Source organism: Streptococcus sp. HMSC070B10 (assembly GCF_001808665.1).
Taxonomy (GTDB): domain Bacteria; phylum Bacillota; class Bacilli; order Lactobacillales; family Streptococcaceae; genus Streptococcus.
Genome location: NZ_KV794201.1, coordinates 37536 through 58161, shown reverse-complemented (window position 1 = coordinate 58161; position 20626 = coordinate 37536). Strand labels below are relative to the sequence as shown.

19 protein-coding genes are annotated in these 20626 nt (G+C 42.1%); 6 read left to right on the top strand and 13 right to left on the bottom strand.

Going from position 1 to position 20626, the window contains the following annotated elements; genetic code table 11:
- The 3 genes from HMPREF2613_RS07095 to HMPREF2613_RS07085 all read right to left on the bottom strand — a co-directional run.
- Positions 1 to 4126 (bottom strand): accessory Sec-dependent serine-rich glycoprotein adhesin (locus HMPREF2613_RS07095; protein ID WP_070479854.1); only part of this gene is annotated, 4126 nt, incomplete at its 3' end.
- 866 nt (positions 4127 to 4992) lie between these two features.
- On the bottom strand, positions 4993 to 6537 hold the full coding sequence (locus HMPREF2613_RS07090) for a peptide chain release factor 3 (protein WP_001025440.1): 1545 nt from the start codon (positions 6535 to 6537) through the stop codon (positions 4993 to 4995).
- A gap of 143 nt (positions 6538 to 6680) precedes the next feature.
- Positions 6681 to 7373 (bottom strand): YwaF family protein, encoded by a 693-nt coding sequence (locus tag HMPREF2613_RS07085; RefSeq protein ID WP_049552708.1) that lies wholly within the window; start codon positions 7371 to 7373, stop codon positions 6681 to 6683.
- A 165-nt stretch (positions 7374 to 7538) separates the two neighbouring features.
- Here HMPREF2613_RS07085 and gatC point away from each other — a divergent pair, with 165 nt between their 5' ends.
- The 6 genes from gatC to nusB all read left to right on the top strand — a co-directional run bounded on the left by gatC (position 7539) and on the right by nusB (position 12269).
- The gene (gene gatC, locus HMPREF2613_RS07080; protein ID WP_000705419.1) at positions 7539 to 7841 is read left to right on the top strand and encodes an Asp-tRNA(Asn)/Glu-tRNA(Gln) amidotransferase subunit GatC; all 303 of its coding nucleotides are present in this window, start codon (positions 7539 to 7541) and stop codon (positions 7839 to 7841) included.
- Positions 7841 to 9307: an Asp-tRNA(Asn)/Glu-tRNA(Gln) amidotransferase subunit GatA gene (gene gatA, locus HMPREF2613_RS07075; protein WP_070479853.1), complete on the top strand. Its 1467-nt coding sequence runs from the start codon at positions 7841 to 7843 to the stop codon at positions 9305 to 9307. The genes gatC and gatA overlap by 1 nt, the downstream gene beginning before the upstream one ends.
- Positions 9307 to 10749, top strand: coding sequence for an Asp-tRNA(Asn)/Glu-tRNA(Gln) amidotransferase subunit GatB (gatB, locus tag HMPREF2613_RS07070; protein ID WP_070479852.1), 1443 nt, complete (start codon positions 9307 to 9309; stop codon positions 10747 to 10749). The genes gatA and gatB overlap by 1 nt, the downstream gene beginning before the upstream one ends.
- 130 nt (positions 10750 to 10879) lie before the next feature.
- On the top strand, positions 10880 to 11440 hold the full coding sequence (gene efp, locus HMPREF2613_RS07065) for an elongation factor P (RefSeq protein WP_000568643.1): 561 nt from the start codon (positions 10880 to 10882) through the stop codon (positions 11438 to 11440).
- Positions 11441 to 11461: 21 nt separating this feature from the next.
- Positions 11462 to 11851 carry an Asp23/Gls24 family envelope stress response protein gene (locus HMPREF2613_RS07060; protein WP_000510575.1) on the top strand — a complete coding sequence of 130 codons (390 nt, stop codon included), beginning with the start codon at positions 11462 to 11464 and terminating at the stop codon, positions 11849 to 11851.
- Complete coding sequence (nusB, locus tag HMPREF2613_RS07055; protein ID WP_000203638.1) at positions 11844 to 12269, top strand: transcription antitermination factor NusB; 426 nt, start codon at positions 11844 to 11846, stop codon at positions 12267 to 12269. Before HMPREF2613_RS07060 ends, nusB begins: the two co-directional genes overlap by 8 nt.
- Before the next feature lie 114 nt (positions 12270 to 12383).
- Here nusB and HMPREF2613_RS07050 read toward each other — a convergent pair whose 3' ends face one another.
- From HMPREF2613_RS07050 to HMPREF2613_RS07005, 10 genes are all read right to left on the bottom strand, one after another.
- Entirely contained in the window at positions 12384 to 13151 is a 768-nt protein-coding gene (locus tag HMPREF2613_RS07050) for an acetyl-CoA carboxylase carboxyl transferase subunit alpha (RefSeq protein WP_049487035.1), read from the bottom strand.
- Entirely contained in the window at positions 13148 to 14014 is an 867-nt protein-coding gene (gene accD / locus HMPREF2613_RS07045; protein WP_070479851.1) for an acetyl-CoA carboxylase, carboxyltransferase subunit beta, read from the bottom strand. The genes HMPREF2613_RS07050 and accD overlap by 4 nt, the downstream gene beginning before the upstream one ends.
- Positions 14015 to 14050: 36 nt before the next feature.
- Entirely contained in the window at positions 14051 to 15418 is a 1368-nt protein-coding gene (gene accC, locus HMPREF2613_RS07040) for an acetyl-CoA carboxylase biotin carboxylase subunit (protein ID WP_061589556.1), read from the bottom strand.
- 11 nt (positions 15419 to 15429) lie between these two features.
- A complete protein-coding gene (gene fabZ / locus HMPREF2613_RS07035; RefSeq protein WP_049492970.1) occupies positions 15430 to 15852 on the bottom strand; it encodes a 3-hydroxyacyl-ACP dehydratase FabZ in 423 nt (140 codons plus the stop codon).
- A complete protein-coding gene (gene accB, locus HMPREF2613_RS07030; RefSeq protein WP_070479850.1) occupies positions 15849 to 16334 on the bottom strand; it encodes an acetyl-CoA carboxylase biotin carboxyl carrier protein in 486 nt (161 codons plus the stop codon). Before accB ends, fabZ begins: the two co-directional genes overlap by 4 nt.
- Positions 16335 to 16336: 2 nt before the next feature.
- A complete protein-coding gene (gene fabF / locus HMPREF2613_RS07025; protein WP_070479849.1) occupies positions 16337 to 17572 on the bottom strand; it encodes a beta-ketoacyl-ACP synthase II in 1236 nt (411 codons plus the stop codon).
- Positions 17573 to 17593: 21 nt separating this feature from the next.
- The gene (gene fabG / locus HMPREF2613_RS07020) at positions 17594 to 18325 is read right to left on the bottom strand and encodes a 3-oxoacyl-[acyl-carrier-protein] reductase (protein ID WP_049492977.1); all 732 of its coding nucleotides are present in this window, start codon (positions 18323 to 18325) and stop codon (positions 17594 to 17596) included.
- Positions 18326 to 18365: 40 nt separating this feature from the next.
- Positions 18366 to 19289, bottom strand: coding sequence for an ACP S-malonyltransferase (gene fabD / locus HMPREF2613_RS07015; RefSeq protein ID WP_070479848.1), 924 nt, complete (start codon positions 19287 to 19289; stop codon positions 18366 to 18368).
- Positions 19282 to 20256: an enoyl-[acyl-carrier-protein] reductase FabK gene (gene fabK, locus HMPREF2613_RS07010; RefSeq protein ID WP_000857445.1), complete on the bottom strand. Its 975-nt coding sequence runs from the start codon at positions 20254 to 20256 to the stop codon at positions 19282 to 19284. Before fabK ends, fabD begins: the two co-directional genes overlap by 8 nt.
- Positions 20257 to 20372: 116 nt before the next feature.
- Positions 20373 to 20597 (bottom strand): acyl carrier protein, encoded by a 225-nt coding sequence (locus tag HMPREF2613_RS07005; RefSeq protein ID WP_000257838.1) that lies wholly within the window; start codon positions 20595 to 20597, stop codon positions 20373 to 20375.
- Positions 20598 to 20626: the final 29 nt, after the last annotated feature.

Genomic DNA, 20626 nt, shown 5'->3' with positions numbered 1-20626 from the left:
TTGATGCTGAAGCTGAAGCCACCGCACTTGTTGACGCTGAAGCACTTGCTACTGCGCTTGTAGAGGCTGAAGCTGAGGCACTTTGACTTGCACTTGTCGACGCAGACACTGATGCACGGTAATCAGAGTCAGATATATCTGGCGTTACCGTATTCACCGTTCCATCTTTATAAGTGATGGTCACCGTTCCATTTTCTGCAATAGAATAACTACTGATACGATTTGCAGTCTCTGGATTTGCTGTTTTCACAGCTGCCAAGATTTCATCTTTCTCACGCTGATCCAGAGCGTTTGGATGTTTAACTTGGAAGACTCTTGACGGCTTCACACCAGGGAATCTTACATTCAATTTACCTTGAGCAACTACTACTGTCGGAGTGCGTGCTTCGTTATCAGACAAGTCTACAACTTTGGTTCCGAGATTCCATTTATTTTTATCATCATATTTCTGATTAGCATTATAAGAAGCTGTATACTCTAAAGTAGCAGGAGCATTCGTTGGTGTATTCTTAAATCCTGGCGCATCATCATTCGAAGAATATCCTTTTTGGAATATTCTATCTTTATCTGAAATACCATCATAAAGTTTCAAATCTCTAAGTTTGCCACTATTATCTGAACCCTTCAAGACAACTTTAACTTCATCTCCGGCAAAAATCTCGTATCCACTCGTGCCAGGACGGACATTATTTTTCGGAGAAAGCTTTTCCCATTTTTTAGTCTTATCATTCTTGACATAGATTTCAAATTCAGGATTTGGAGCTACATTTTCTTTAGTAATGGTCTTAGTAGTTGTGGCAGAAGTAAGGGTCTCTGTTCCTCCAGAAGGAGTCGTTACAACTTTCTCTTGTTTAACCGTTACATTTCCTGTAGGTAAGAGTCCATTATTGCCGTCGTATGCTTTTTTCAGATCAGCAGGTTCAAAGGTAACGCTTGATTCGTTGTCCTTCGCTTTTTTCTCGAACGTATAGCCTGCTAAAGTCAAGGTTACAAGAGCTCCAGGTGTCACATTCGTTACAACAATTGAACGATTTGGCAAACCACCTTTTTCATTCACTGAATCAGCTGCAATTTCAGGGGCTTGTGGCTTTACTTTCACAGTAACGGGGACATTCTGTTTAACTCTGACCCCTGTTGAATCTGCAGGTAGTTCTACTTCTACTTCCTTAGTAAAGGTTCCTACCTCAGTGAGTGACGGTGCACCATTGACCCATTTGTAATTAGTGTTTGCTGCATTAAACTCTGGGCTTCCAGATACTTTTGTAACCGCTTCTTTAGGATTTGCCACTGCTTGTTTATAAGCTGGATCATCTGTTTTATTCTGTGTGAAAGTATAAGAACGATTTGATTCAAACTTATAGACATCATGGACAACATTAACTGTATGACTTAATTTATTAGAGTCATTTTCCCCCATACGACCTACCGGATAGGTAAAGGTCACTTGGTAGGTATTTCTTCCTGTCTCATTTGTATTGATAGGCGAGCTAGAAACTACTTGACCATCTTTACTCCAAGCTTGGCTTGCACCACTTGGATATCCAGCCGTCCCCTCTTTATCAACATAATTATGCCAAACTGTTCCCTTATGAGGAGCTGTTCCTTGAATATCATTTACTGGACCTTTAGGCTTAATTGTCGCCAGAACTTCATAATCTACAGTAACATCTTCACTGCCACCATTAGGATATTCGATGTGTGCAATAGCTTGTTTAGAACCTGTCTCTGATGTCTTAATTTCTGCCCCTTGTTTCCAAGTAATTCTTGTTCCAGCAGGGAATTCTTTACCGTTAGCACGCTGGATAAAGTTACTTGCATTCTCTAGGTCACCAGCCTGCTCACCAATATAAGTATAGACTTTAGGGACTTTGGCAATTGGATTGTATTTTTCTAAGGCAGCATTGATAGTACTTGTGGTACCATCACGATAGGTGACTGTGATCGTACCATTTGTTGAAACTTCAATCTTAGCTTTCGTTCCTGGGAAGGTTAAAACGGTACCATTTGCGTCCGAAGTTACGTTTGCTTTTGATGCATCTTTAGTAAGGTCTTGATTAGTTAATAAATCTCGTTTATTGGCTGCATTATTAATAAAGTTATTATAAACTTCTGCAATTTCTTGCTGTGTTAAATGCTCCAAATCCTTAACCTGAACAACATCTCCGCTTTGAACATCATGGCGTTCGTTGAAACCTTTTATGGTATAAGTAACAGTAGCTTCAGATGATTTATTTCCCCAATCAACTGCTCCAATAAGATAAGTATAGGTTTTTCCTACTGTAGCAGATGCATCGCCGTTACCCACAGTTCCATGTATATGACTGCCAATATTTTCATATTCCCTAGGTTGATTAAGGAATGGATTTTTATTTCTTGGATCATTAGGATTATAGTTTGGATTCGTTCTATTTAGAACTTGTCCCATCAAAGGACCATCATAAGTAACACCAGGTATCGGATCGCCACCTCTTGATCCATATGAATGAATTCTAGTTCCATTTTTTAATATAGAAACTGCGAGATCAACACTATCATCATTGTAGACATCGAAATGAGTACCTTTTTTAATCTCGATATTTGGACCTGATTTACTTACAGAAGGTGGTGGCGTTGGTCTAGATTGATTGTAACCTGTTGGAACACTTGCCGATTGAACTGTAGAAGCATTCCCTTGAGTATTTTGTCCGATAGGTGCCGAGCTAACCTGAACCTGCATATCTGCAGTCGCAGTCGGCACATTGTTATCGTATTTAACTTTGACTACAATTGTACCGTTTAAGTTTCTATTTTGTCCATGTCTGTAATTATAAACAATTTCAGAACCCTGAGTGTAGGTTTTATCCATAAAATTGTCATTAAATTTTGCACTTTGGACATGACCACCTTGGCCGACATTTATTTTAACACCCACATTGCTCAAAGCACTATTAGCCTGAACATTCATCGTGTAAGTAGCGATACCAGTAGCCTTATCAAAAGTAGCAACTGGACTACTTACTGTCATACGGCTATCATTTTGAGAAGGAGCCCAACTTGCGCGAAGAGAAGCATCGCGCAACATAGCTTGGCCATTACGAGCATCACGCGCTCCTGATTGCGCTCTTAAAACAGCATTGACAATAGAATTACGAGCTAGAGTAGCTTTTTGCACCACCTCTGTCCAGTCACTCGTTGGATCTGCCAAGGCTTTTTCAATAGCTGTCACTGCTGCATTTACCTTAGTAATTGCAGAATCAGTATTTGGTAAACCAGCAGCCTTCGCTAAGTATTCACCCATTTCAGCTGAAAGCTTGGTTAACTTCTTACGATTTTCTTCATTTTTCTTTACAGAAGTTTCTACAGATGACAAGGTTGCAGCTGTCGCTCCCACTAAACTTGTTGTATCTGAATTTGTTTTAACAGTGTTTGACTCAATAGTAGCAGGCTTCAAAATTGATGAATCAATCTTGTCAACCTTTGATTCATTTTGAGTCGATGCTTTCTTCTCATCTTGAATTTCAGATACAGTTTTTTCTGAAGAAGCTCCTACAGATGTTGACACACTACTTGTTTGGCTAGCAGATTGACTCAAACTAGTTGACATACTTGCAGAATCTGAAGCACTAGCGCTGGCTGAAGATGATGTGCTAGCTGAGGCACTAACTGACGTACTAGCGGAAGCACTGGCTGAGGTGCTGGCTGACGAGCTCTTAGACACAGATTCTGAAATCGAAGCGCTTTCGCTTATAGAAGTAGACAAGCTAGCAGAATTTTCCGAGTTACTTAGAGATGTCGTACCCAAAACTACTGTATCATTTGTAACCAAAAGATCTGGATTTTCCAGTGTTTTTTCCACGGCTACTGTTTCATTTGCAAATACTTTTGTTTGAGTAGCAACACTACCACCTAAAACAGCTCCTGTGGCAGCAAGCCCCTTGATAATATCCAAACCTGTAATAGAAGAATTTACTTTATCCTCTACTACTTCTGTCATGACTTGCGTCGTATCTACACCACCACGCAAGACCTTGAACAAACCAAAAAGAGAGGTTGAAGCGCGCAACCAATGTTTTCCTGATTTGATTAACTTATACCGCGTCACTCGATCGGTTTCTCTATACTCACCTTTTTGACGTCTAAAAAACATGTTTTACCCTTTCCCTACATACCAAAAGTGGACAATCCACCCTATTTTAATCATACCTTTAAAGTATACTTTAAATGCAAACGCTTGTCAAGAAATTTGATATATTTTTATATAATATTACTATTCAAATATTTTGAAATATCGAACCATTTATAAATTCTCTAACAACATCTAATACCTTTGTATAAAAAGCCTCAAATAACTTTTTAAAATATATATAGCTAAATTTATTTTAGTAGTAAAAAGTATATAACGTTCGGATTTTTAACATATTATATAAACAAAATATAAAAACTTGACTATTCATGTTTCATTGATAAATTCATAATGTAATGCAAAAAATACTATCGAAGTACATCTTGTGACAATAGATTTTCATAAAAAATTGCTTCGAATCAACTCGATTCTCCCTGTAACTCCTATCAAAAATGCCCACAATTAGGTTATAATCATGGGCATTCTATTGATGTTTTTTCTAGTTAGCTAGGCCATTATCTCCCCGTCACGACAGAAAAGCCCACGAATTGATACCATTCGTGGATTTTTCCTAGTAAAGCAGTTAGGTAAACCGATTGTTACACTACGACACGGAGTTTGGCAAATCGATTCTATGTGCCAAACGTAGTTAGTAAGGCAGTTAGCTAGTTCGCTTCCTTACCATTACGACACTGAGTTTTACAAATCGATTCTATTTGCCAAACGGAGTTAGTAAAGCAGTTAGCTAGACCACTCACTACCCGTCACGACGTAAAGTTTTACGAATCGACAATATTCGTAAAACTTTACTAGTGGAGCGCCTAGCCAAGTTCCATAGAAACTTGGCGTTAGTTACTTAGATTGTTACACAATCAAGTAACTTTGGCGATCTACATTTTCTCTTCCAACTCTACATCTGGATACTTGTCCGCAAACCAGCGGAGGGCAAAGTCATTTTCAAAGAGGAAGACTGGTTGGTCAAAACGGTCTTTAGCCAAGATATTTCGGCTTGATGACATCCGTTCATCCAAGTCCTCAGGCTTGATCCAACGAACGGTCTTTTTACCCATTGGGCTCATAACTACTTCAGCGTTGTACTCACCTTCCATACGATGCTTAAAGACTTCAAACTGGAGTTGACCAACAGCACCCAGCATATACTCGCCTGTTTGGTAATTCTTATAAAGCTGAATGGCTCCTTCTTGCACCAATTGCTCAATTCCCTTGTGGAAGGATTTTTGCTTCATGACATTCTTAGCGGAAACTTTCATGAAAATTTCAGGTGTAAAAGTTGGCAGTGGTTCAAATTCAAACTTGTTTTTGCCAACAGTCAATGTATCCCCAACCTGATAAGTACCTGTATCGTAAACACCGATAATATCACCTGCCACGGCATTGGTCACATTCTCACGACTTTCTGCCATAAACTGAGTAACATTAGACAATTTAGCCCCCTTACCAGTACGAGGCAGGTTGACACTCATGCCACGCTCAAATTCACCTGATACGATCCGGACAAAGGCGATACGGTCACGGTGACGAGGGTCCATGTTGGCTTGGATCTTAAAGACAAATCCTGAGAAATCCTTGTCATAAGGATCCACAATTTCACCATCTGTTTTCTTGTGACCATGTGGTTCTGGAGCAAACTTGAGGAAGGTTTCAAGGAAGGTTTGAACACCAAAGTTTGTCAAAGCTGAACCAAAGAAGACTGGCGTCAATTCTCCAGCCAGAATAGCTTCCTCTGAAAACTCATTCCCAGCTTCATTTAAAAGCTCAATATCATCTTTTACCTGCTCGTAGAAAGGATTGGTGCCAAAAAGCTTGTCCCCATCTTCTAGACTGGCAAAACGTTCATCCCCTTTGTAGAGCTCCAAGCGTTGGTTATAAAGGTCATACAAGCCTTCAAAGGCTTTCCCCATACCGATTGGCCAGTTCATAGGGTAACTAGCAATTCCCAAGACTTCTTCCAATTCTTGCAAGAGGTCCAGTGGCTCACGACCGTCACGGTCCAGCTTGTTCATAAAGGTAAAGACGGGAATGCCACGATGTTTCACAACCTCAAACAATTTCTTGGTTTGCGCCTCGATACCCTTGGCAGAGTCCACAACCATGACCGCAGCATCCACCGCCATCAAGGTCCGATAGGTATCTTCTGAGAAGTCCTCGTGCCCTGGTGTGTCGAGGATATTGACGCGCTTACCATCGTAGTCAAACTGCATCACAGATGAAGTCACCGAAATCCCACGTTGCTTCTCGATATCCATCCAGTCAGACTTGGCAAACGTCCCTGTTTTCTTTCCTTTTACGGTACCAGCCTCACGAATCTCGCCCCCAAAGTAGAGTAACTGCTCGGTGATGGTTGTTTTCCCCGCGTCCGGGTGGGAGATGATGGCAAAAGTACGACGTTTCTTAATTTCTTCTTGAATATTCATAAGTTCTCTTTCTTTGATTCTCTATTTTTCTTGTTTCAATAGCTAAGAATGATTTCTACATTGGATTTTCCCATTCCTTTCAACACCCCATTATATCGGATTTTGAGTAGTTTTTCAATTGCTCATCCGACGAAAAAAGTTAGCTAGAGCACTGATTTCACCTGGTTTCTCTTTTTCCACCGTTTTTTGAACAAGATATCAAAAAGAACCAGAGCCAGTGAAAGGATGACGGACACAAGTAGGTACTTTAGCCACAGGGGGGCATCAGGAATAAAAGGTGTCTTATTTAACAAGCCATAATTCCCACCAGTCACCTGATTAACCCCAACTAGAAAGAGATTGAGGATAAAGGTATAGACTACAATCATATACTTCTTGAGTAGGCTCTTGTCATAGTGATTCATCAAGTAGACCAAGGAATTCACTAGAAGGGCATAGTGCCCAATCAAAAATGAAAAACTGGTAATATGGGGGAAGTCATAGGGGTCAAAAACTGGGTAAACTAGTGCAAAGACAGCTCCACTTGCTCCTAAGAGGGCAAAGTACTGCTTACTTTTCCATTTATCAGGCAAGAAAACCACAGCAAACATAGCTAAACGGCAATGATAAAATGGGAGACTATTAGAAAAGGGAATCCCAAAACCAACATACCAACTATAGAGTGCTAGCAACTGGAGGATCTGAATCCCCTTAAACAAGTATACAAATTTCGGATTTTTGTGATAAGCAAGTGCCCCATAAATACAAAGCATTAAGACAAGCATCATGACCCCATACCAAAAAAGTGAAATGGGAGGAGGGACTGTCTGAGTTCTGGTGATAAATTGATGGAACATGTTTCTATCCTAACTCTTATTTTTTCTTTTTTCTAGTTTAACTATTATAGCGAATTAAAAACGATTTTTCAATTTCTATTTCTTTTCAGTTTGGCTCCCTTATTTATAGGAAAATATGGTAAAATAGAACAGACTCAAAATCATCATTTCACGAAAGGATGCAAGATGAAAATTACGCAAGAAGAGGTAACACACGTTGCCAATCTTTCAAAATTAAGATTCTCTGAAGAAGAAACTGCTGCCTTTGCAACTACCTTGTCCAAGATTGTAGACATGGTTGAATTGCTGGGCGAAGTTGACACAACTGGTGTTGCACCTACTACAACCATGGCTGACCGCAAGACTGTACTCCGCCCTGATGTGGCCGAAGAAGGAACAGACCGTGATCGCTTGTTTAAAAACGTACCTGAAAAAGACAACTACTATATCAAGGTACCAGCTATCCTAGACGATGGAGGAGATGCCTAATGACTTTCAACAATAAAACCATTGAAGACTTGCACAATCTCCTTGTCTCTAAGGAAATTTCAGCAACTGAATTAACACAAGCTACGCTTGAAGATATCAAGTCTCGCGAAACAGCTATTAACGCTTTTGTTACCATCGCTGAAGAGCAAGCTCTTGCCCAAGCTAAAGCCATTGATGAAGCTGGAATTGATGCTGATAATGTCCTTTCAGGAATTCCACTTGCAGTTAAGGATAACATCTCTACAGACGGCATTCTCACAACTGCTGCCTCAAAAATGCTCTATAACTACGAGCCAATCTTTGATGCAACAGCCGTTTCCAATGCAAAGGCTAAAGGCATGATTGTCGTAGGGAAAACCAACATGGACGAGTTTGCCATGGGTGGTTCAGGTGAGACTTCGCACTATGGTGCCACTAAAAATGCTTGGGACCACAGCAAGGTTCCTGGTGGTTCATCAAGTGGTTCAGCCGCAGCTGTAGCCTCTGGGCAAGTTCGCTTGTCACTTGGTTCTGATACTGGTGGTTCTATCCGCCAACCTGCTGCCTTCAACGGGATCGTTGGTCTCAAACCAACCTACGGAACGGTTTCTCGTTTCGGTCTCATTGCCTTTGGTAGCTCATTAGACCAGATTGGACCTTTTGCTCCTACTGTTAAGGAAAATGCCCTCTTGCTCAACGCTATTGCCAGCGAAGACGTCAAAGACTCTACTTCTGCCCCTGTCCGCATTGCCGACTTTACTTCAAAAATCGGTCAAGACATCAAGGGCATGAAAATTGCTTTGCCTAAGGAATACCTTGGTGAAGGAATTGACCCAGAGGTTAAGGAAAGAATCCTGAACGCCGCCAAACACTTTGAAAAACTTGGTGCTATCGTCGAAGAAGTCAGCCTTCCTCACTCTAAATACGGTGTTGCCGTCTACTACATCATCGCTTCATCTGAAGCTTCATCAAACTTGCAACGTTTTGACGGTATCCGTTATGGTTACCGCGCAGAGGATGCGACCAACCTTGATGAAATCTATGTAAACAGCCGTAGCCAAGGTTTCGGTGAAGAAGTGAAACGCCGTATCATGCTAGGTACTTTCAGCCTTTCATCAGGTTACTACGATGCTTACTACAAGAAAGCTGGTCAAGTCCGTACCCTCATCATTCAAGATTTCGAAAAAGTCTTCGCAGATTATGACTTGATTTTGGGCCCAACTGCTCCAAGTGTTGCTTATGACTTGGACTCACTCAACCATGACCCAGTTGCCATGTACTTGGCTGACCTTTTGACAATCCCAGTCAACTTGGCAGGTCTTCCAGGAATTTCGATTCCTGCTGGATTCTCTCAAGGACTACCTGTCGGTCTGCAATTGATTGGTCCTAAGTACTCTGAGGAAACCATTTACCAAGCTGCTGCTGCCTTTGAAGCAACAACAAACTACCACAAACAACAACCCGTGATTTTTGGAGGTGATAACTAATGAACTTTGAAACAGTCATTGGACTTGAAGTCCACGTAGAGCTCAACACCAATTCAAAAATCTTCTCACCTACTTCTGCCCACTTTGGAAATGACCAAAATGCCAACACTAACGTGATTGACTGGTCCTTCCCAGGAGTTCTGCCAGTTCTCAATAAAGGTGTTGTTGATGCCGGTATCAAGGCTGCTCTTGCCCTCAACATGGACATCCACAAAAAGATGCACTTTGACCGCAAGAACTACTTCTATCCTGATAATCCTAAAGCCTACCAAATTTCTCAGTTTGATGAGCCAATCGGTTATAACGGTTGGATTGAAGTCGAGCTAGAAGACGGTACGACCAAGAAAATCGGTATCGAACGTGCCCACCTAGAAGAAGACGCTGGTAAAAACACCCACGGTACAGATGGCTACTCTTATGTTGACCTCAACCGCCAAGGGGTGCCCTTGATTGAGATTGTATCTGAAGCTGACATGCGTTCGCCAGAAGAAGCCTACGCTTACCTAACAGCCCTCAAGGAAGTTATCCAGTACGCTGGCATTTCTGATGTTAAGATGGAAGAAGGTTCTATGCGTGTGGATGCCAACATCTCCCTTCGTCCGTATGGTCAAGAGAAATTCGGTACCAAGACTGAGTTGAAGAACCTCAACTCCTTCTCTAACGTCCGCAAAGGTCTTGAATACGAAGTCCAACGTCAAGCTGAAATCCTTCGCTCAGGTGGTCAAATCCGCCAAGAAACACGTCGCTACGATGAAGCCAACAAAGCAACCATCCTCATGCGTGTTAAGGAAGGTGCTGCAGACTACCGCTACTTCCCAGAGCCAGACCTACCTCTTTTTGAAATCTCAGATGAGTGGATTGAGGAAATGCGTACTGAATTGCCAGAGTTTCCAAAAGAACGCCGTGCTCGCTACGTCTCTGACCTCGGCTTGTCAGACTACGATGCTAGCCAGTTGACTGCGAACAAGGTCACTTCTGATTTCTTTGAAAAAGCTGTGGCTCTTGGTGGCGATGCCAAACAAGTTTCTAACTGGCTCCAAGGAGAAGTCGCTCAGTTCTTAAACGCTGAAGGCAAGACACTTGAACAAATCGAATTGACACCAGAAAACTTGGTTGAAATGATTGCCATCATCGAAGACGGCACTATCTCTTCTAAGATTGCCAAGAAAGTCTTTGTCCACCTGGCTAAAAATGGCGGCGGTGCGCGTGAATACGTTGAAAAAGCAGGTATGGTTCAAATCTCAGACCCTGAAATCCTGATCCCAATCATCCACCAAGTCTTTGCCGATAACGAAGCGGCTGTTGCCGACTTCAAGTCAGGTAAACGTAACGCAGATAAGGCATTTACAGGATTCCTTATGAAAGCAACCAAAGGCCAAGCCAACCCACAAGTCGCCCTTAAGCTGCTTGCCCAGGAATTGGCAAAGTTGAAAGAAGATTAATATATAAAAGAAACCAGCCTTGAGGTTGGTTTTTTCGCTCTTACCAAATCCCATTAACTATTTTGGCTTTATTTCCAGAAGATTTTATGGTAAAATGAAGAGTAATAATATTTATTAAAGAGGTAAAAACATGATTGAAGCAAGCAAATTGAAAGCTGGTATGACATTTGAAACTGCAGACGGAAAATTAATCCGCGTTTTGGAAGCTAGCCACCACAAACCAGGTAAAGGAAACACAATCATGCGTATGAAATTACGTGATGTCCGTACTGGTTCTACATTTGACACAAGCTACCGTCCAGAAGAAAAATTCGAACAAGCTATTATCGAAACTGTTCCAGCTCAATACTTGTACAAGATGGATGAAACTGCCTACTTCATGAATACTGAAACTTACGACCAATACGAAATCCCAGTCGTAAACGTTGAAAATGAATTGCTTTACATCCTTGAAAACTCTGATGTAAAAATCCAATTCTACGGAACTGAAGTAATCGGTGTAACTGTACCAACTACTGTTGAATTGACAGTCGCTGAAACACAACCATCTATCAAAGGTGCTACTGTTACAGGTTCTGGTAAACCAGCGACTATGGAAACTGGACTTGTTGTCAACGTTCCTGACTTCATCGAAGCTGGGCAAAAATTGATCATCAACACTGCAGAAGGAACTTACGTTTCTCGTGCCTAATCTCTAGAAAGAGGTCATTCTATGGGAATTGAAGAACAATTTGGCGAAATCGTTATCGCTCCACGTGTACTTGAAAAAATCATTGCCATCGCAACTGCTAAAGTTGATGGTGTCCACTCATTTTCAAATAAATCCGTATCTGATACCCTATCAAAACTCTCTCTTGGTCGTGGCGTCTACTTAAAAGAAAGCAACGAAGAACTAACTGCTGACATTTATCTCTATCTTGAGTACGGTGTAAAAGTACCAAAAGTTGCTCTTGCTATTCAAAAAGCGGTCAAAGATGCTGTCCGAGATATGGCTGATGTGGAACTTGCTGCTGTCAACATCCATGTTGCAGGAATCGTTCCAGATAAAACACCAAAACCTGAGTTGAAAGATTTATTTAACGAGGACTTCCTCAATGACTAGTCCATTATTAGAATCTAGACGCGAACTTCGTAAATGCGCTTTTCAAGCTCTTATGAGTCTTGAATTCGGCACAGATATGGAAACAGCTTGTCACTTTGCCTACACGCATGACCGTGAAGATGCAGATGTGCAAATCCCTGCCTTTCTTCTGAACTTGGTTTCTGGCGTTCAAGCTCAAAAAGACGAGTTGGATAAACAAATCAACCAGCACCTCAAGTCAGGCTGGACAGTTGAACGCTTGACCTTGGTCGAAAAAAACTTACTACGCTTGGGTATCTTTGAAATCACATCATTTGATACACCTCAGCTGGTAGCAGTCAATGAAGCCATTGAACTTGCTAAGAATTTTTCAGATCAAAAATCAGCCCGTTTTATCAATGGACTGCTTAGTCAATTTGTAACAGAAGAAAATGAATAATCGAAAAGGTGTTTGGTCTTCCAGGCACCTTTTGACTTTCCCCTTGGTATAAAGTAAGAACCACATAAAAACTAGAACTGACTGCCAGCTCTAGTTTTTATGTATTCTGAAGTATTAGTATTTTCTAAATCGTTGGTAACGCTCTTCCAACAACGCTTCTAACGGTTTTTGCGAAAGTCTAGCTAGCTCAGCTTGGAGTTCTTTTTTGACATTCTTAATTAATTCTTTGCTAGAAAGTCCTGCTTCAGAAATCACCTTGTCCACCACGTCCATTTCTAGCAGTTCATGAGAAGTGATTTTCATCAGCTCTGCCGCTTCCATGGCACGAGTTCCGTCCTTCCATAGAATGGAAGCAAAGCCTTCTGGGCTGAGAATGGCATAGATAGAATTTTCCAGCATCCAGACACGGTCTGCAACTGCTAGAGCCAAAGCCCCACCTGAACCACCTTCACCGATAATGATGGCGATAATCGGAACTTTCAGATCACTCATTTCCATAAGATTGCGAGCGATAGCTTCCCCTTGACCGCGTTCTTCCGCTCCCACACCAGGATAGGCACCTGCAGTATTGATAAAGGTCACAACTGGACGGCCAAATTTTTCAGCTTGTTTCATCAACCGTAGGGCCTTGCGATAGCCTTCTGGATGTGGTTGTCCAAAATTCCGTTTGAGGTTGTCTTGCAAGCTCTTGCCTTTTTGGATACCAACCACTGTGACAGCTTGATCTCCAAGCCAGCCAATACCACCGACAACTGCACCATCATCACGAAAAGAACGGTCACCGTGTAATTGGATAAATTCATCAAAAATGCCTGTCGCAAAGTCCAAGGTTGTCAAGCGACTCTGCTCACGCGCTTCTCTGACTATTTTTGCAATATTCATCTAGGACACCCTCCATGCAATCTGACTAGGCTAGCAATCGTATCTGGCAAATCTCTTCTTTTGACAATAGCATCTACAAAGCCATGTTCCAGTAGGAATTCTGCCTTTTGAAAATCCTCAGGCAAGTTTTCACGAACCGTATTTTCAATCACACGACGCCCAGCAAAACCAACCAAGCTCTGTGGTTCAGCCAGAATGATATCGCCCTCCATAGCGAAAGAAGCTGTTACTCCACCTGTCGTTGGATCTGTCAAAATGGTCAGATAAAAGAGACCAGCATTTGAATGGCGTTTAACTGCTGCAGAAATCTTGGCCATCTGCATGAGACTCATGATTCCTTCCTGCATACGGGCCCCACCAGAGGCTGTGAAGAGAACAACTGGCAATTGTTCGACAGTCGCATACTCAAACAAACGAGTGATTTTTTCACCTACAACCGTACCCATAGAAGCCATGATAAAGTTAGAATCCATAATCCCAAGAGCCACAGTCTGACCTTTAATAAGAGCTGTTCCTGTCACAACAGCTTCATCCAGACCTGTTTTTTCACGCATAGTTGCTAGTTTCTTTTGATAACCAGGGAAATGCAAGGGATCCTTGCTTTCAATCCCCGTAAATAATTCCTTGAAAGTCCCCATATCAATCGTCAAAGCCAAGCGTTCTTGGGCAGAAATACGAAAGGTGTAGTTACAATGTGGACAGATACGCTCACTTCCCAGATCCTTCTGATAAATGGTATGCTTACAGCCTGGACACTGGGAGAATAATTCATCTGGAACCTCTGGCTTAGCTTGAGGTTTTTCCCTAACCGAACGATTGGGATTGATTCGAATATACTTATCTTTTTTACTAAATAGAGCCATTGATTCCCCTTTTCGGTTTAAACTCTTGAAGTCATTTTATTCTTTTTCTTGATATTTAGGTAAGAAGGTTTCCATCAAGAAGGAAGTATCATAATCTCCAGCAATGACATTACGATCTGAAATGAGGTCAAGCTGGAAATCTGCATTGGTCTGCACCCCCTCTATCTCTAGTTCATAGAGGGCTCGTTGCATTTTCATCAAGGCATCAAAACGATTTTCACCGTGAACGATGATTTTAGCAATCATACTATCATAATAAGGCGGAATGGTATAACCTGGATAAACTGCTGAATCCACGCGCAAGCCTACTCCTCCACTTGGCAGATAGAGATTGGTAATCTTACCTGGACTTGGAGCAAAGTTGAAGGCTGGGTTTTCTGCATTGATCCGACACTCGATGGCATGACCACGCAGAACAATATCTTCTTGCTTAACAGACAAAGGCTGACCTGCCGCAATGCGAATTTGTTCCTTAACGATATCCACACCTGAAACAAATTCTGTTACTGGATGCTCTACCTGAACACGTGTATTCATTTCCATGAAATAGAATTTACCACTGGCTTCATCAAGAAGAAACTCAATGGTCCCTGCATTTTCATAACCAACAGACTCTGCCGCTCGAACAGCCGCAGCACCAATTTCATGGCGCAGCGTTTTTCCGATTGCAATCGAAGGACTTTCTTCCAAAACCTTTTGGTTATTCCGTTGAAGAGAACAATCCCGTTCCCCCAAGTGAATCACATGTCCATGCTCATCTCCTAGGATTTGAACCTCGATGTGACGAGCTGGATAGATAACCCGTTCTATGTACATGGCACCATTGCCATAATTGGCCTTGGCTTCACTTGAAGCAGTATCAAAGGCGGAAACGAGGTCTTCTGGTTTTTCAACCTTACGAATCCCTTTACCACCTCCACCTGCTGAAGCCTTGAGCATAACAGGGTAGCCAATTTTTTCAGCAACAATCAAAGCTTCCTCAGAGTTATGCACTTCTCCATCTGAACCTGGAATGACAGGCACGCCTGCTTTAATCATCTGAGCACGCGCATTGATTTTATCTCCCATCATATCCATGACATGACCAGATGGACCGATAAACTTGATACCAACTTCTTCACACATGGTTGCAAATTTGGAATTTTCACTGAGAAATCCGAAACCTGGGTGAATGGCTTCTGCCTCAGTCAAGACTGCAGCTGATAGAACCGCATTAATATTGAGATAAGACTCTGTAGGCTTACCAGGACCGATACAAACTGCTTCATCTGCCAAAAGCGTATGCAGGGCTTCCTTATCAGCAGTTGAATAAACCGCCACCGTTGCAATCCCCAATTCACGCGCCGCACGGATAATACGAACCGCAATTTCACCACGATTGGCAATTAAAATTTTTCGAAACATGGAGAACCTCCTTAGTTCCCTATTGCAAAGGTAAGAGTACCACTGGCCGCAAGCTTGCCATCCACTTCAGCCTTTGCTTCAACCACAGCAATGGTGCCACGACGTTTTACAAAAGTCGCTGTCATAAGCAATTGGTCGCCTGGTACAACTTGCTTCTTGAATTTAACCTTATCCATACCAGCGTAAAAGACCAGTTTCCCCTTATTTTCAGGTTTTGATAACTCCAATACACCAGCTGTTTGCGCCAAGGCTTCCATAATCAGAACACCTGGCATGACAGGGTATTGAGGGAAATGACCATTAAAGAAGGGCTCATTGATGGTCACATTTTTGATGGCAACAATGGTGTCCTCGCGCACTTCCAAGACACGGTCTACTAGTAGCATAGGATAACGGTGGGGAAGGGCTTCTTTGATTCCTTGAATATCGATCATTTGATACGTACCAATCCTTTACCAAACTCAACCATTTCTTCGTTAGAAACGAGAATTTCCGTTACCACACCATCCTTAGGTGCTGGAATTTCATTCATGACTTTCATGGCTTCGATAATCACCAATGTTTGACCTTTTTTAACACTATCACCAACTGTTACAAAGGCAGGTTTATCTGGACCAGCAGCCAAGTAAGCCACTCCAACAAGTGGACTCTCTACAACATCTCCCTCAGCAGCCACACTTGCTTCAGCTGGTGCTGGAACCTCTTCTGTTACAGTCTCTGCTGGAGTAGATGTAGAAACTACTGGACTCGGGGTTGCTAGAACGGGCGCTGGAGCGACTTGAGGTACAGCTTCAGATACCAGTCTAGCTTCATTCTTGCTAAACTGCAACTCATCCGTCCCGTTCTTATAAGAAAATTCTCTCAAACTTGACTGGTCAAATTGAGCCATCAAGTCTTTAATATCGTTTAAATTCATACTTATTTATTCTCCCAACGTTTGAAAGCAAGAACTGCATTGTGGCCACCAAAACCAAAGGTATTTGAAATAGCGTATGGAATTTCTTGCTCCAAGCCTTGTCCATAAACGACATTGGCTTCGATATAATCTGATACTTCACTTGTTCCAGCTGTCATTGGTACAAAGTTATGACGCATAGCTTCGATGGTGACGATAGCTTCTACCGCACCTGCAGCTCCCAGCAAATGTCCTGTGAAAGACTTGGTTGATGATACAGGTACTTCCTTACCAAGAACAGCTACGATGGCACCACTTTCTCCTTTTTCATTAGCAGGAGTTGACGTTCCGTGAGCATTAACATAGGCTACTTGCTCTGGAGAAATTTCAGCTTCCTCCAAAGCTAGTTTGATGGCCTTGATAGCACCCTGACCTTCTGGATGTGGTGAAGTCATATGGTAAGCATCACAGGTATTTCCGTAACCAACTACTTCGGCAAGGATCGTTGCCCCACGTTTTTCAGCGTGTTCAAGACTTTCAAGAACCAACATCCCTGAACCTTCACCCATGACAAAACCGTTTCTGTCCTTATCAAATGGGATAGAAGCACGACTTGGATCCTCTGTAGTAGAAAGAGCTGTCAAAGCTTGGAAACCAGCAATCGCAAAAGGTGTGATAGAGGCCTCTGAACCACCTACCAACATAACATCTTGGAAACCAAACTTAATTGAGCGGAAAGCATCTCCAATTGCGTCATTTGATGAAGCGCAGGCAGTATTGATGGATTTACAAACACCGTTTGCTCCAAAACGCATGGCAACATTTCCTGAAGCCATATTTGGCAAGGCTTTTGGAAGGGTCAATGGTTTCACACGTTTTGGCCCTTTTTCGTTGAGTCGAAGCACTTGATCTTCAATTTCTTTGATTCCACCAATACCAGAGGCCACGATAACACCAAAACGATCTTTATCAAGAGCCTCTACATCTAAATTGGCATGATTAATGGCTTCTTGGGCTGCGTACAAGGCATACAAAGAATAGTTATCGAAACGATTGGTATCTTTCTTTACAAAGTATTTATCAAAAGGAAAATCTTGGATTTCTGCTGCATTATGCACATCAAAGTCACTATGATCAAATTTTGTAATTGGACCAATTCCGATTTTTCCAGTTGTCAAACTATTCCAAAATTCTTCTGGTGTATTTCCGATTGGAGATGTTACTCCATAACCTGTTACTACTACGCGATTTAGTTTCATCTTTTTTACCTCTAGCTTCTGCTACATACTTAAGCCACCATCAATGGCAACCACTTGACCAGTTAGATAATCTTGGCCTGCTAAAAATACTGTCAAATCTGCAACCTGCTCTGCCTGCCCAAATTCTTTCATAGGAATTTGTGCCAGCATGGCATCTTTTACCTTGTCTGATAGAACAGCTGTCATATCGGACTCAATCATTCCAGGTGCAATAGCATTAACCCTGATATTGCGATTGGCCACTTCACGCGCCACAGACTTGGTAAAACCAATCAAACCAGCCTTAGAAGCTGCATAGTTAGCTTGACCGATATTTCCCATCAAACCAACAACACTAGACATATTAATGATAGCACCTTCTCTAGCTTTTATCATCGGTTTCAAGACTGATTGTGTCATGTTAAAGGCACCAGTCAGGTTAACCTTGAGCACTTTTTCAAAATCCGCTTCTGTCATCTTGAGCATTAGGGTATCTTGTGTAATTCCTGCATTGTTGACCAAAACATCTACTGAACCCAGCTCTGCAATAGCTTGATCAACCATACGCTTAGCGTCTGCAAAATCTGATACATCTCCTGAAATGGGAACCACCTTGACACCATAGTTTGAAAACTCGGCTAGCAAGTCCTCTGAGATTGTCCCACGGCTGTTTAAGGCAATGTTGGCTCCTGCCTGAGCAAACTTGTGGGCAATGGCAAGACCAATCCCACGACTCGAACCTGTAATAAAGATATTTTTATTTTTTAGTTGCATTCTTTTCTCCTGTTTCCTCTTGTATTTATGGGAGAAGGGATTACTCGTTTTCTAGCAAGGTTTCCAAACTCGCCTGATCTTCAACATTAGCTAGTTTAGCCGTTTTATCAATTTTTTTGACAAAGCCTGACAAGACTTTCCCTGGTCCAATCTCGATAAAGTTGGTTACTCCTGCTTCTTGCATAACTGCAATACTTTCATAGAAACGAACTGGTTCCTTGACCTGACGCGTCAAGAGTTGAGCAATGTCTTCTTTTTGCATAACTGCAGCTTCTGTATTGCCAACTAGGGGACAAGTAAAATCTGAAAAACTTACCTGAGCCAGAGTTTCAGCTAGTTTCTGGCTAGCAAGCTCAAGGAGAGCAGTATGAAAGGGACCTGACACCTTGAGAGGAATCAAGCGTTTGGCACCTGCTTCCTGCAAGAGTTCGACAGCTCGATCAACTGCAACCACTTCTCCACCAATCACAATTTGTGCAGGTGTATTATAGTTGGCTGGAGTAACTACTCCAAGTTCAGAAGCTTTTCGACAGACTTCTTCAATGACCTCTACTGGCGTATTGAGAACTGCTACCATCTTGCCAGAACCAGCAGGGGCCGCTTCTTCCATATAGGCGCCACGCTTAGCAACCAAGGCTACCGCATCTTCAAAATCCAAGGCACCGCTGGCTACCAAGGCAGAGTATTCTCCAAGAGACAAACCAGCAACCATGTCAGGCTGATAGCCCTTTTCTTGCAATAAACGGTAAATAGCAACTGAAGTCGCTAAAATAGCTGGTTGCGTATAGCGGGTCTGATTGAGTTTTTCTTCTTCCCTATCAATAAGATGACGCAAATCATAACCAAGCACCTGACTTGCTTGATCAATCGTTTCTTTGACAATAGGGTAGTGATCATAGAGATCACGGCCCATACCTAGATACTGAGCACCTTGGCCAGCAAATAAAAAGGCTGTTTTAGTCATTTCTTACAACTCCTGCCCAACGAGAGGCTTCTTCTTGAATTTTCTTAGCTGCTCCGTAATACAAATCTTTTAGGATTTCTTCAACGGTTTCTTCTTTGGAAACAAGCCCTGCAATTTGACCTGCCATGACGGAGCCTCCATCCACATCTCCGTGAACAACTGCTTTGGCTAGTGCACCTGCGCCCATTTGTTCAAAAATTTCCAAATCTGGATTTTCTTGTTTAAAGGCATCTTTCTCAGCTTTTTCAAAATCACGAGTCAACTGATTTTTAATTGCACGAACAGCATGGCCAAAGTGTTGAGCTGAAATCGTAGTATCAATATCCCTAGCTTTTAAAATCTTGGCCTTGTAATTTGGATGGGCATTAGACTCTTTTGCAACGACAAAACGAGTTCCAACCTGAACAGCCTCTGCACCTAGCATAAAGCCAGCCGCAGCACCTTCACCATCCGCAATCCCTCCTGCAGCAATAACAGGAATAGATACAGCAGCAGCAACCTGGCGCACCAAGGTCATGGTTGTTAATTTACCGATATGCCCCCCGGCCTCCATTCCTTCTGCAATAACAGCGTCCGCACCGATTTTTTCCATGCGTTTAGCTAGGGCAACACTTGGTACAACAGGAATAACCGTAATACCAGCTTCATGGAAACGTTCCATGTATTTGCTTGGATTTCCCGCGCCTGTTGTCACTACCTTAACCCCTTCCTCGATAACGAGGTCTACAATATCTTCCACAAAGGGAGACAAGAGCATGATGTTGACACCAAAGGGTTTATCAGTCAATGATTTGATTTTATCAATATTTGCCTTGACAACTTCTTTAGGGGCATTCCCCCCACCGATAATCCCTAGTCCTCCAGCCTTGGAAACAGCTCCTGCCAAATCACCATCAGCAACCCAGGCCATTCCTCCTTGGAAAATAGGATAATCAATGTTCAATAATTCTGTAATACGCGTTTTCATAGTGCCTCCATCGTTTCTTGCTTACGTAATAGTTCGATACCATCATAATTTGACAATCAAACTATTGCCTAAACAAGAGGGAGCGGGTTTCCCTACTCCTTCTATTTATATTCTGTTTATTTTGTTTGCTCTTCAACGTAGGCAACCAAGTCACCAACTGTTTTCAAGTCATCTTCTGCTTCGATTTGGATATCAAAAGCATCTTCAATTTCTGAGATCACTTGGAACAAGTCCAATGAATCTGCGTCCAAATCATCAAAAGTTGATTCAAGTGTTACTTCTGATGCGTCTTTTCCAAGTTCTTCAACAATAATTTCTTGTACTTTTTCAAATACTGCCATGATAGGACTCCTTTAAAATAAATAGTTTT

Bases quoted from the DNA above. Each gene is read 5' to 3' on its own strand.
- fabZ (WP_049492970.1), bottom strand. From the start codon at position 15,852: ATGATCGATATTCAAGGAATCAAAGAAGCCCTTCCCCACCGTTATCCT.
- fabF (WP_070479849.1), bottom strand. From the start codon at position 17,572: ATGAAACTAAATCGCGTAGTAGTAACAGGTTATGGAGTAACATCTCCA.
- accD (WP_070479851.1), bottom strand. From the start codon at position 14,014: ATGGCTCTATTTAGTAAAAAAGATAAGTATATTCGAATCAATCCCAAT.
- fabK (WP_000857445.1), bottom strand. From the start codon at position 20,256: ATGAAAACGCGTATTACAGAATTATTGAACATTGATTATCCTATTTTC.
- HMPREF2613_RS07050 (WP_049487035.1), bottom strand. From the start codon at position 13,151: ATGAATATTGCAAAAATAGTCAGAGAAGCGCGTGAGCAGAGTCGCTTG.
- accB (WP_070479850.1), bottom strand. From the start codon at position 16,334: ATGAATTTAAACGATATTAAAGACTTGATGGCTCAATTTGACCAGTCA.
- HMPREF2613_RS07060 (WP_000510575.1), top strand. From the start codon at position 11,462: ATGGGAATTGAAGAACAATTTGGCGAAATCGTTATCGCTCCACGTGTA.
- accC (WP_061589556.1), bottom strand. From the start codon at position 15,418: ATGTTTCGAAAAATTTTAATTGCCAATCGTGGTGAAATTGCGGTTCGT.
- gatB (WP_070479852.1), top strand. From the start codon at position 9,307: ATGAACTTTGAAACAGTCATTGGACTTGAAGTCCACGTAGAGCTCAAC.
- HMPREF2613_RS07085 (WP_049552708.1), bottom strand. From the start codon at position 7,373: ATGTTCCATCAATTTATCACCAGAACTCAGACAGTCCCTCCTCCCATT.
- HMPREF2613_RS07005 (WP_000257838.1), bottom strand. From the start codon at position 20,597: ATGGCAGTATTTGAAAAAGTACAAGAAATTATTGTTGAAGAACTTGGA.
- nusB (WP_000203638.1), top strand. From the start codon at position 11,844: ATGACTAGTCCATTATTAGAATCTAGACGCGAACTTCGTAAATGCGCT.
- fabG (WP_049492977.1), bottom strand. From the start codon at position 18,325: ATGCAACTAAAAAATAAAAATATCTTTATTACAGGTTCGAGTCGTGGG.
- gatC (WP_000705419.1), top strand. From the start codon at position 7,539: ATGAAAATTACGCAAGAAGAGGTAACACACGTTGCCAATCTTTCAAAA.
- fabD (WP_070479848.1), bottom strand. From the start codon at position 19,289: ATGACTAAAACAGCCTTTTTATTTGCTGGCCAAGGTGCTCAGTATCTA.
- efp (WP_000568643.1), top strand. From the start codon at position 10,880: ATGATTGAAGCAAGCAAATTGAAAGCTGGTATGACATTTGAAACTGCA.
- HMPREF2613_RS07090 (WP_001025440.1), bottom strand. From the start codon at position 6,537: ATGAATATTCAAGAAGAAATTAAGAAACGTCGTACTTTTGCCATCATC.
- gatA (WP_070479853.1), top strand. From the start codon at position 7,841: ATGACTTTCAACAATAAAACCATTGAAGACTTGCACAATCTCCTTGTC.